Genomic DNA, 9,318 nt, shown 5'->3' with positions numbered 1-9,318 from the left:
CGCGGTGCGCTGTCCGGTACCTCGTCTTCCTCGCGTGCGCGTGTGTGTGAGGCGGAAGAACCGGGTGAACCTTGTGTACCAAGTGTACCAACTGCGGATGAGTTTTCGGTTTTGATTTTCACGCCGCAGAGATCGGCCAAATTGAAGACAGTGCCTATGTGCACGTCGTTTCGGCCGGTCTTCAGTGCGTTACTGAATAGTTTGTTGGCTGCCTTTGAGTCGTACTTTGGCGAGAGGCTGCATAAGGTCAGGAAATCAGAACGGCCTGCTTCTCCGCAGTCGTTGGCGATGGCAAAGGTCAGTTGTATATACTCTTGATAAGTGGGAGCGATGTCGGCTCCTGCACTCCTGACGACTTCGGTCAGAAGGTGTAATGATGATAATGGTTCCATTGGTTGTTAGAAGTGTAAATTATAATTCTCGTTTTTCATATTTCATTTTTAACTTTTCATTCCCTAAGTCGTGCTCCTGGGTCGTGACATAGGAAGCAGGACCGTACCGGATCTTTTCCTGACGTGTCTACTCCTTTCCCGGGTTGCTGGTGGTCGGCATCGTACATGCAATGTACGTAGTTCATGGCCCAGCGGAATCCTTCGGAGGTGCTTTGCCCGGAGGGGTAAGGAATGAAGGCTTTTACGCCTAACCCACTGGGACTGATGAATGCCAGTGCGGGGCTTAAATAGGGATCATCGAATAATTCTTGTCGTAAGATTTCTGCTTCTTTGGAAGAATCGAGATGGTCGATGTCTACTACTACCAGTCCGGATGATTCTGCGAGGCAGTCGCTTCGTCGACGGGTGAAAACTCCGCAGGGTGTCACGTAGGGAAGTGTTTGCTGCTTCAGGCGGCGGTAGGTTTCTATGTCGCCTTGTAGTGAGGCGTTTCGTACTTCGAGGGTCAGTGCGGCGAGCTTTTCATTGGAAGTGATCAGTTTGTATACTTCGCCCAGTTCCACTGTTCGCAGTGGAGTCATTGTGGCGCTTTTCAGGGTTCTTCCGGTGGTTTTGTCCTTTATCGGTGAGATAGGGGGCATGAATAGCGACATTTTGATAATGTTTTTCATTATGTTATTTCTTAAATTTTCGCCGAAGGTAGGCTGCTTTTTTCATTGAATCTTTTCCGTATACGGAAAAGATTTTAAAGGAACGAAAGGTTGGGGAACATATTATAACGTAAGAAATTGCTGTTTTTACATAAATTAAATAATAAATAATAACAATGAATGAAAATTGTATGCATCCTTTGTTGAGTGCTTTCATCGAAGGTTTGCGCAGAAAAAATCAGATTACTATTGAAGACCTTACTTCTGAGGCTCATATTAGTACAAAAACGTATGCTAATATAAAAAAAGGCGTGATGCCAGACTTAGTGCTTACGAATCGCTGCTTTATTGGTTTTTAGAGGATCTGGATGATGAAGAAATTAAGCAGGCGGTTAATGAGTGGCTGGAGGAATGGTTTAGGGTTAGGCAGAGAAGGAAATAGTTGTCCAGTTATCACCTTAAAGAAAGAAGGATATGATCCTTACATCGACTACCTCAAAGGTGTTTGCATATTTTTTGTGATATTGACTCACTGCTTGCCATGGCAAGAATATATGTTGTTTTCCCTTTGGGGAGCACAGGCTGTCCCTCTGTTTTTGTTGATACAGACATTTCATGTCTATAAATGCGGGATGGATAAGGCGGTCGGGATGCCGCGCTTCAGGAAACTGTTTTCCCGGATATTCAGGCCCTTCCTCATTTGGCTGTTGGTCGAACTGTTTTTGCTAATTGTAGTGTTCGGACGTGATCCTGTTTCCATGCTGAAGTCGGTTGCTGTTTCCGGCGGCATTGGCCCCGGTTCTTATTACGTTTGGATCTATGTCCAGTTCGCTTTCATCTTGCCGGTGCTGGCATCTTTGTTCCGGAAGCTTGAAAAACGTGTAGGGGTGGGTAAAATATGTTTGCTAATGATTATGCTGAGCTGCTTGTTGGAATGGATGTGTGTCTATACTCATATTCCCGAATGGCTTTACCGTTTGTTGTTTTTTAGATATTTCTTCCTGGTGTATCTGGGATATTCGTGGGTGACGAAAGGTATTCATTTGAATAGAAACACTTTATTGCTTTCTGTAATTAGTATTGTTTTCATTCTGCTGTTTACTTATACTTCTATCAATTTAGAACCACTGTTCTTTCAGACCGATTGGAGGATAAATCATTGGATATGTTATTTTTATGTAACCTATCTTTTTATGTTCTTTTTGAAGTTCTGCTATAATCATTTAAATGAGAAATTGAAGTTATTCATCTGTTTGATGGGAAAATACTCTTATGAGATTTTTCTTTTGCAGATGTTTGTGTTCACGTTTTTCCCGCAAGGAAGACTCATGGCTATGGTGGGCGATAAATATGTTTGCGTTGTATTGACGGTGGTACTTACTGTAGCATTGAGCATATTGCCGGTGATTGGGTGGAAGAGATGGAAAAGAGGAATTTAGTTTTTGTAAAATGATAAATATCCGACATCTTATTTCTCGTATCGTTCGGAACAAGAGTTTCCGCAATGGAATCTTCTTTTCGCTGTTCTCTTTTCTGAATAGTGGGATAAGTTTCCTCATCATGATGCTGATGGCGCGTTATGTACAGCCGGAGTCGTATGGGCAGCTCAGTCTTTTTACAACTATGATTTCCTTGCTTTCCATTTTTATTTGCTTGAATACGAATGGAATGATAGGGGTGAATTTCTTCACTGCATCCAAAGATGTTATTCAAAGATTTTTGAACGTTACTTTGATAACGTCGTTGCTCGTTTACCTCTTTTTTCTCACCGGTATGTTTTTGATGAAATCTCAGTTTGAGGATTGGATGGGATTGGACACAGCGTTTCAATTTTGTGCCATATCGGTATGTTTGTTGCAAGTAGTCAGTTCGTCCTTACTGGATATTTGGCGATTGGAGGAGAAAGTGGGGAGGTACGGTGTGTTCTCCATGTTGATGGTCATTTCCAACCTGGTACTCACTGTTTTGTTTGTGGCACTGATGAAGCTGGATTGGCAAGGACGTGTATATGCACAAGTACTAACGTGTGTGTTGTTTTCGATTATTGCTTTCATCGTTTTGGTAAAGAAAGGCTATTTAAAGCGTGTATTTCCCTTGAAGAAAGACTTTATAGAGGGGTATAAATTCGGGTTACCGTTGATACCTCACAGTACTTCTTTTTGGTTGCGGCAAGGATTGGACAGATATATCATCAATGCTTTCTTTGTGCAGTCGGCCGTTGGTTTTTTTAGTTTTGCTTACAATTTTGCCAATATCATACAGATTATAGGTTCCGCCTTCAATGCGTCTTATTCTGTAAACATCTATAAGACCTTAGCTACGGCAGATGCCGACAGTATGAGAATACTTCGGCGTAATTGCCGCTATTTGCTTAGTGTTTACTTGCTTCTGACTTTGGCTGTCTGTTTATTTGCTTCCATGCTGATTCCTTTAGTCTTTCCGAAATATAGTGACTGTATCATCTATTTGTTTCCGTTGTGTGGCGGTGCCATGTTTCAATGCTTTTATTTGGTGTATGTCAATATATTGTTCTTCTACAAAAAGACAAAAAAATTGATGTATATCACTTTTACTTGTTCATTGTTGCATTGCTTCTTATCATTCTTGTTGACGAAATACGGAGTGATTTATACGGCATATATTTCGTTGTTTAGTAATATGCTGATATTTATGGGGGTATATGGGTATTCAAGAAGGATGCTGAATGTTTGTGTTAAGCCAAATGGTGATTGATTTGTTTTGTAATGTGGGATTCTGTAAATGTAAAAAATAAAATTGTTTTATGGGGAATTTATTTTATAAATCCTGCTCTTTTTTTGTCAGATTGTGTAGGAGCTTGAACTATTTCTACGAGAATTTTCGTCGGCGAAACTTTGATTATTTTAATTATATACAATTGAGCAAATTTTTTCAGGTACCCATTCTTCTTTCTTATCCTGCAAATCGTTTCTATGGCATTCATAAATCATTGAAAAAGAAATTTCATAGGTGGTGGCTTCCACGTAAATATGTCGTTGAACATGGGATTTTTTGGAGTGATGATTTAAGAGATTCGGAATTAAAATTTTGTAGAGATGTTGTGATTATTACTATGGGACAGCAAAGAAAAGATTTTTTAAATAGTCATGGATATAATTGTATAGCAATAGGACCTTTTATTAAATACGCAAATTATTTTTATTCTAGTAACAAGAGACAGGAGGTTAAGAAGCGATTGGGAAAGGTTTTACTCGTTTTTCCCTCACATTCAATTGAAGGAGTGGATGCGGTGTTCAATGGAAGGCAGTTTATCAATGAGATAAAAAATCGGGCAAAACAGTTTGATAATGTTTTAGTATGCCTGTATTGGAAGGATATTCTTGATCATAGAGAAAAGGAATATATTGATTGTGGATTTACAGTTGTCACAGCTGGTCATCGTAGTGATTCGTATTTTCTCTCTCGATTAAAAGACCTGATTTGGCTTTCGGATATGACTATGTCTAATACTTTAGGTACTCATTTAGGCTATTGTATCTCACTGGGAAAACCTCATTATCTTTTCTTACAGGATATCTCTTGGGCAGGCGATAAGGTTGAGGAAGAAATGCAAAACTGTAATAAAGGTATTTATGAAAAACGACTGTTTACCTTCAAGAGGCTATTTGGTACATATACTACAGTTATTTCTGATGAACAACAGGAGATTGTGGAGTATTATTGGGGAAAATGACAGGTTTAATAGTTTATGTAGTATTGTAAGAATATGAACTCACCTTTAGTATCAGTCATTATACCATGCTATAATGCAGAAAAATATATTAGAGAGGCGATTGATTCTATAATTAATCAAACCTATTCAAATATTGAAATTTTGTGTATTGACGATTGTTCTAAGGATAATACACTCTCAATGCTTCGTGAGTTTGAAGTTATTGATAATCGTATACGGGTGTATAGTAATCCTATTAATATGCGGATTGCTGCTGCCTTAAATGTAGGTTTGGAACATACTTCTGGTACATATATAGCCCGTATGGATGCAGATGATATTGCTGTTCACGATAGAATAGAGAAACAAGTGAAATTCTTAGAAGCATATCCGCAAATAGCTATTTGTGGGGGGCAATGTGATGTGATAAACGAGCATGGCATGCAGACTGGTCATATCTCTTACCCTTTGTCTGATGAAGCCCTTAAGACTTTGTTACTTTTCGATTCTTGCTTTGCTCACCCTACGGTGATGTTTAGAAAGAGTATTTATAATTCGTTGGGTGGGTATGCTGATATGATGCCCGTGGAAGATGTAGAGTATTGGACTCGTATGGCTATTGCTGGATATAAATTTGCTAATCTTCCAGATGTGCTGCTTCGTTACAGACACCATAGCTTACAAGTTACATCAACTCAAAATGACTATAAAAAGATTGAAAAGTTGAAACAGTTATCCTCATTATACAGCTCTTTCTATTTGAACCAAAATAGTTGGAATAATTTTAATCTAAGGTTTTTTATGGGTAATTGGAGGCTGAAAACTTCTGCCAAAGATTTTAGATATATTACTCAAGCATCTGAAGAAATTATATCGAAAAATAAAGAAAATGCCCAATTTAATCAAAAGGTATTAAAGAAATGTATAGCATATTATCGTTGCAGAGCTTATTTGTCTTGTCTAAAATCAAGACAAAATTCATTATTAGTACGATTTCAGGCTTTTTGTGGCGCTTTATCTTTATTATCTACTACAATGCGTGTGATAATGAGCAAGTAGTGACTTTGAGTTAACAATGATATGGATAAAATAAAAGTGGTTCAGATAAATCAATCGTTTGAGGTGGGTGGAGTTGAGACAATGATGGCGCAGTTGTGTAGTTACATTGACTTTCAACGTTTTGATGTAATAGCGTGTTCTCTTTCAACTGATATGGAAATGGCTAATAATCTTCCTCCTGAAGTTAAAGTGGTTACGATGGGATATAAAACTCGACAGTTAAGAGGAATATCATTGTTTTTTAAGGGTATTTCTTTATTACTGAAATTGGGAAAATGGTTGAGGTGTGAACAACCGCATGTGGTACACGTACATGCTTATTTTTCTATGTATTTACTTATTGCATTGGCTGTGCACTTTTATTCTAAGCAAACTAAGGTAGTAAAGACCATTCATACTAGTGGTTTATTTTATACATCTCGTAGGTATGTTGACCGATTCCGTTTGTGGGTGGAACAAAAGGCTACAGCTCTAAATACTACTTATGTGGTTGGTATCAGTGAACAGGTGTATCAGATAGCGTTGTGCCATTTTTCTCGGACAGCGGTAGGGGTGCGTATGATATACAATGGTGTGGATTTATCTCTTTTTTCTCAAAATCATAATGATAATCTTCGCCGTAAATTATTGGATAATAAAAAACTTCTTGTGGTTTACGTGGCTCGGATGGTAGATGGAAAGAATCACTTCTTATTATTGGATATTTGGAACCGGTTGAAAGTACAGAAAGTGAATACTGCAAAGCTTGTATTGGTGGGAGATGGCGATAACATAGAAAAAGTAAAGGCGATGATAAAAGAGAAAAATCTATCTAATGAGGTACTTTGCTTGGGACGTTCATCTGAAGTTGCTCATATTTTGTCTGTTTGTGATTTTGCACTCTTTCCGTCAGATTATGAAGGGTTTAGTTTATCTTTGATAGAAAAAATGGCATCATATTTACCTGTTTTGGCTTCAGAACTACCTTCTTTTAAGGAAGTAATTACTTCCAGTAAAGAAGGTTATATTGTGCCACTATCTGATCTTAAAGATTGGGAGGAAAAAATAAAACTACTTATCAATGATGAAAAACTGAGGAAGCAGTTAGGTCTGGCTGCTCGTAAAAGAAGTCTCGACTTTTCAGTAGAAAGTATGGTAGGTGAATATGAAAAATTATATAGGTATGCTTGCAAACATTAAATTCTACTTCTTACCGTTCCTATTCCTTTTCTTTTATATCTATCCATTATATTTTTTTGGCATTCCTTTCTCTACTCGAGTTATATTGGGAGTATTGGGCTTTTTGTTGTGCTTTATGCGATTTCGCTTTTTCCCTTCATTATTTTCTATATTTAAAGGAGCTGCATTTATCGTTATTATTTCAATATGTTCAGCTTTGTTAAATTACACTTTTGACTTTTTCTTTGCCTCTTATGTAATATCGGTATTTTTGATTTTTATGGCGGCTTACCTTTTTACTCTGGTATTCCCTAATTTAATGAAAGAGGAAGATTGTTTCTCTATAGTGCTATATTTATTTGTTTGGACTGTTTGCTTGCAGTCTTTTTTAGCTATGGTGATGTTTTTGTCACCGGAATTAAATGCTGTATTGAATACCATTTTTCCTCTTCCTGTTGATGATAGTAGAGTGGAAAGGCTGCAAGGCTTTCGCTTGATGGGGTTGGGTATCGTTTTTTTTGGTGCAGGTGTAATCAATGGGCTGGCAATGATTACGATTATCTATCTTTACTTAGCTCGCAGGCTCAAACATATATGGTGTTGGTCGATTATCTATATGTTTATTTTCTTGATTGGTATGTTGATGGCTCGTACTACAATTGTGGGATTTGCTATTAGCATATTGCTGTTGGCTTTATGGCGACCATTACATATTCCCACTATTCGCATGAAGTTTAAATGGGGAGTGTTGATGGTTCTGATGATGGTAGTGGTGCTGGCTGTGTCGTTTGCGGTGATTGATGAACAATTACTCCGCTTTGCTTTTGAATTCTGGTATAATATGGATGAAACAGGTAGCTTTGAGTCAGCATCTACTAACGATTTAAAAAGGATGTATTCTATTATGCCCACTACAATGAAGACTTGGTTGATAGGTGATGGTCGGTATAATATGCCTGGTGGAGGATATTATATGGGAACTGATATAGGTTTTTACCGGCTTATTTTTTACGGAGGAATCCCCATCATGTTAGCTTTTTATTATTTTTCTTGGTATATCATTCGGCGAATTAGGGAATTGGGCATTACCCCTTTACAGAATAAATATCTTATTTTTTCATTTATTTATCTTGTCGTGTTAGGATTTAAGGGATTGGCTGATTTGAATTCCTTTTTTTTATTACTTTTCATTATTTGCTATCGTCGGCAAATGCTTCAGGTGTAAAAAATCAGATAAAGATTATAGTTATGGTTTCGATTATTATACCTATTTACAATGTGGAGTCTTATATAGAAGCCTCTTTTTATTCTGCTTTGAATCAGACTTATCAGAATATTGAATTTATATTGGTGGATGATTGTGGTACAGATAAGTCTATGGAAATAGTGTGTAAGATGGTGGAAAATAGTACTCGTAAAGAGCAAATCAGGATAGAACATCATACACACAATAAAGGACTATCTGCTGCTCGGAATACTGGGATGCGTGTTGCTAAAGGTGACTATTTGTTCTTTATGGATAGTGACGATGAAATAAGACCTGATTGTATTGCTCTGCATGTACAAGCTATGGAACAAAAGCAATCAGATTTTACAGTGGGCAATATCCAATTGGAGGGTGCTAAAAGTTTACACATAAATGTCATCGATTCAACTATAAATACAACAGTTCCTTTTAAGTCATTTTTACAACGGAAGTGGCTTTGTAGTGCTTGTAACAAATTGTATAAAAGAACGTGGTTGGAACAGTATGCTTTTACATTTCGTGAAGGGATGATTTTTGAAGATGTTTTATGGTGCTATCAACTGTCTCAAAAGTGCGGCGCGATTAGTGTGGTGAGTCAACCAACCTATATTTATAAAATACGTTCAAATAGTACTACGACTCAACCTAATTCCTCTAAAAAAATTGAAAGTATGTTGCTGTTGTTCAGAATTTTTGATTCTGATTTAAAAGAAGGTAAAATACCTTTGCAGCATCTTGGTGCGTTTAAGTGTTATTTCGATTTTTATAGGCTCAATGCAGCTTTATTGTTACTGAATTTTGATGGAAGTAAGGAAGAATGCCGTAGTTATTATAAACAAATTCAACTTTTTGATACGAAAAATCTTAGTTTGAATTCTTTGATACTCCGCTTGCCATATCTTTTGTTCATGATTCTGTTAAAGCCTATATATTTAGGATATAAATATTTTGTAAGTGTCCAAAAGTGACGTATTATTCACTTCCATACAATTACCTATTTTTGTTGCGGCTTCAAGGATGATTTATTCAGACTTGGAGCGGAAACATGGTAACGATTATTGATGCCATTTGTTTGGTAAACAGTATAGTTATCTTAGATTGTCAGAAGAAATTCTTTTGTGA

10 protein-coding genes are annotated in these 9,318 nt (G+C 37.2%); 8 read left to right on the top strand and 2 right to left on the bottom strand.

From position 1 onward, the window contains the following. Together AAE250_RS20325 and AAE250_RS20320 are read right to left on the bottom strand one after the other, a co-directional pair. Positions 1–392 (bottom strand): PriCT-2 domain-containing protein (locus AAE250_RS20325; protein ID WP_342289414.1); only part of this gene is annotated, 392 nt, incomplete at its 3' end. A 56-nt stretch (positions 393–448) separates the two neighbouring features. Then, positions 449–1,063, bottom strand: a complete 615-nt coding sequence (locus AAE250_RS20320; protein ID WP_342289413.1) for a BT4734/BF3469 family protein — start codon at positions 1,061–1,063, stop codon at positions 449–451. A gap of 155 nt (positions 1,064–1,218) precedes the next feature. Between AAE250_RS20320 and AAE250_RS20315 the strand changes: the two genes are divergently transcribed. From AAE250_RS20315 to AAE250_RS20280, 8 genes are all read left to right on the top strand, one after another. Continuing rightward, positions 1,219–1,401 (top strand): hypothetical protein, encoded by a 183-nt coding sequence (locus tag AAE250_RS20315; RefSeq protein WP_342289412.1) that lies wholly within the window; start codon positions 1,219–1,221, stop codon positions 1,399–1,401. 9 nt (positions 1,402–1,410) lie between these two features. Beyond that, positions 1,411–2,481, top strand: a complete 1,071-nt coding sequence (locus AAE250_RS20310) for an acyltransferase (protein ID WP_342289411.1) — start codon at positions 1,411–1,413, stop codon at positions 2,479–2,481. 10 nt (positions 2,482–2,491) lie between these two features. After that, a complete protein-coding gene (locus tag AAE250_RS20305; RefSeq protein ID WP_342289410.1) occupies positions 2,492–3,775 on the top strand; it encodes a lipopolysaccharide biosynthesis protein in 1,284 nt (427 codons plus the stop codon). Between the two features lie 235 nt (positions 3,776–4,010). Beyond that, a complete protein-coding gene (locus AAE250_RS20300) occupies positions 4,011–4,754 on the top strand; it encodes a hypothetical protein (protein ID WP_342289409.1) in 744 nt (247 codons plus the stop codon). Positions 4,755–4,787: 33 nt separating this feature from the next. Beyond that, positions 4,788–5,792, top strand: coding sequence for a glycosyltransferase family 2 protein (locus AAE250_RS20295; protein WP_342289408.1), 1,005 nt, complete (start codon positions 4,788–4,790; stop codon positions 5,790–5,792). A gap of 21 nt (positions 5,793–5,813) precedes the next feature. Further along, complete coding sequence (locus AAE250_RS20290; RefSeq protein WP_342289407.1) at positions 5,814–6,971, top strand: glycosyltransferase family 4 protein; 1,158 nt, start codon at positions 5,814–5,816, stop codon at positions 6,969–6,971. Continuing rightward, positions 6,937–8,175, top strand: coding sequence for a hypothetical protein (locus AAE250_RS20285; protein WP_342289406.1), 1,239 nt, complete (start codon positions 6,937–6,939; stop codon positions 8,173–8,175). The genes AAE250_RS20290 and AAE250_RS20285 overlap by 35 nt, the downstream gene beginning before the upstream one ends. Positions 8,176–8,198: 23 nt before the next feature. Then, positions 8,199–9,164 carry a glycosyltransferase family 2 protein gene (locus tag AAE250_RS20280; RefSeq protein ID WP_342289405.1) on the top strand — a complete coding sequence of 322 codons (966 nt, stop codon included), beginning with the start codon at positions 8,199–8,201 and terminating at the stop codon, positions 9,162–9,164. Positions 9,165–9,318: the final 154 nt, after the last annotated feature.

The sequence above is a fragment of the Bacteroides sp. GD17 genome (assembly GCF_038448625.1).
In the GTDB taxonomy this organism is placed as follows: domain Bacteria; phylum Bacteroidota; class Bacteroidia; order Bacteroidales; family Bacteroidaceae; genus Bacteroides.
This window is presented reverse-complemented; position numbering and strand designations above follow the sequence as displayed.

Excerpts from the sequence above, each read along its gene's own strand:
- AAE250_RS20320 (WP_342289413.1), bottom strand. The coding sequence starts at position 1,063 with ATGAAAAACATTATCAAAATGTCGCTATTCATGCCCCCTATCTCACCG.
- AAE250_RS20315 (WP_342289412.1), top strand. The coding sequence starts at position 1,219 with ATGAATGAAAATTGTATGCATCCTTTGTTGAGTGCTTTCATCGAAGGT.
- AAE250_RS20310 (WP_342289411.1), top strand. The coding sequence starts at position 1,411 with ATGATGAAGAAATTAAGCAGGCGGTTAATGAGTGGCTGGAGGAATGGT.
- AAE250_RS20305 (WP_342289410.1), top strand. The coding sequence starts at position 2,492 with ATGATAAATATCCGACATCTTATTTCTCGTATCGTTCGGAACAAGAGT.
- AAE250_RS20295 (WP_342289408.1), top strand. The coding sequence starts at position 4,788 with ATGAACTCACCTTTAGTATCAGTCATTATACCATGCTATAATGCAGAA.
- AAE250_RS20290 (WP_342289407.1), top strand. The coding sequence starts at position 5,814 with ATGGATAAAATAAAAGTGGTTCAGATAAATCAATCGTTTGAGGTGGGT.
- AAE250_RS20285 (WP_342289406.1), top strand. The coding sequence starts at position 6,937 with ATGAAAAATTATATAGGTATGCTTGCAAACATTAAATTCTACTTCTTA.
- AAE250_RS20280 (WP_342289405.1), top strand. The coding sequence starts at position 8,199 with ATGGTTTCGATTATTATACCTATTTACAATGTGGAGTCTTATATAGAA.